The sequence below is a fragment of the Emticicia sp. 17c genome (assembly GCF_037153985.1).
Taxonomy (GTDB): Bacteria; Bacteroidota; Bacteroidia; order Cytophagales; family Spirosomataceae; genus Emticicia.
The window spans coordinates 1-912 of record NZ_JBBAYI010000061.1; the positions used below are offsets into that span (position 1 = coordinate 1).

At 45.2% G+C, this 912-nt stretch carries 1 pseudogene; it reads left to right on the top strand.

Annotated features, from left to right (window positions below):
• Positions 1–912: pseudogene (locus tag WAA15_RS24475) on the top strand (hypothetical protein); the annotation flags it as partial.

The following is a 912-nucleotide window of genomic DNA, read 5'->3' on the forward strand; positions in this document are numbered from 1 at the left end:
CAATACTACTATCTGTTCAGGTAGCTCTGTCTCGTTGACTGCTACTTGCAGCACAGGTACTCTGACTTGGTATAACCAAAGTTCGGGTGGAACAGCCATTGGAACTGGTACTTCGCTTAGCCAAAGTCCGACTTCAAACACTACTTATTATGCAAGCTGTAAAAACGGCTCCTGCGAAAGTAGTCGAGTGGCTACTTCCCAAGTAACAGTGACTACCCAGCCAAATAACCCGACCATTGTTAATGTTAATAATACGACTATCTGTTTGGGTAGCTCTGTCTCGTTGACTGCTACTTGCAGCACAGGTACACTAACTTGGTATAACCAAAGTTCAGGGGGAACAGCTATTGGAACTGGTACTTCGCTTAGCCAAAGCCCGACTTCAAACACTACTTATTATGCTAGCTGTAAAAACGGCTCCTGCGAAAGTAGTCGAGTGGCGACTTCGCAGGTAACGGTGACTACCCAGCCTAATAGTCCGACAAGTGTTAATGTTGATAATACCACTATCTGTTCGGGTAGCTCTGTTTCGCTGACTGCTACTTGCAGCACAGGTACTCTGACTTGGTATAACCAAAGTTCAGGCGGAACAGCCATTGGAACTGGTAATTCGCTCAGCCAAAGTCCAACTGTGAACACTTCTTATTATGCTAGCTGTAAAAATAGCTCCTGTGAAAGTAGCCGAGTGGCTACTTCGCAGGTAACAGTAACTACCCAGCCTAATAGCCCGACCAGCGTTAATGTTGATAATATCACTATTTGTTCGGGTAGCTCTGTTTCGCTGACTGCTTCGTGTAGTTCAGGTACTCTGACTTGGTATAACCAAAGTTCGGGAGGAACAGCCATTGGAACTGGTACTTCGCTTAGCCAAAGCCCAACTTCAAACACTACTTATTATGCTAGCTGTAAAAA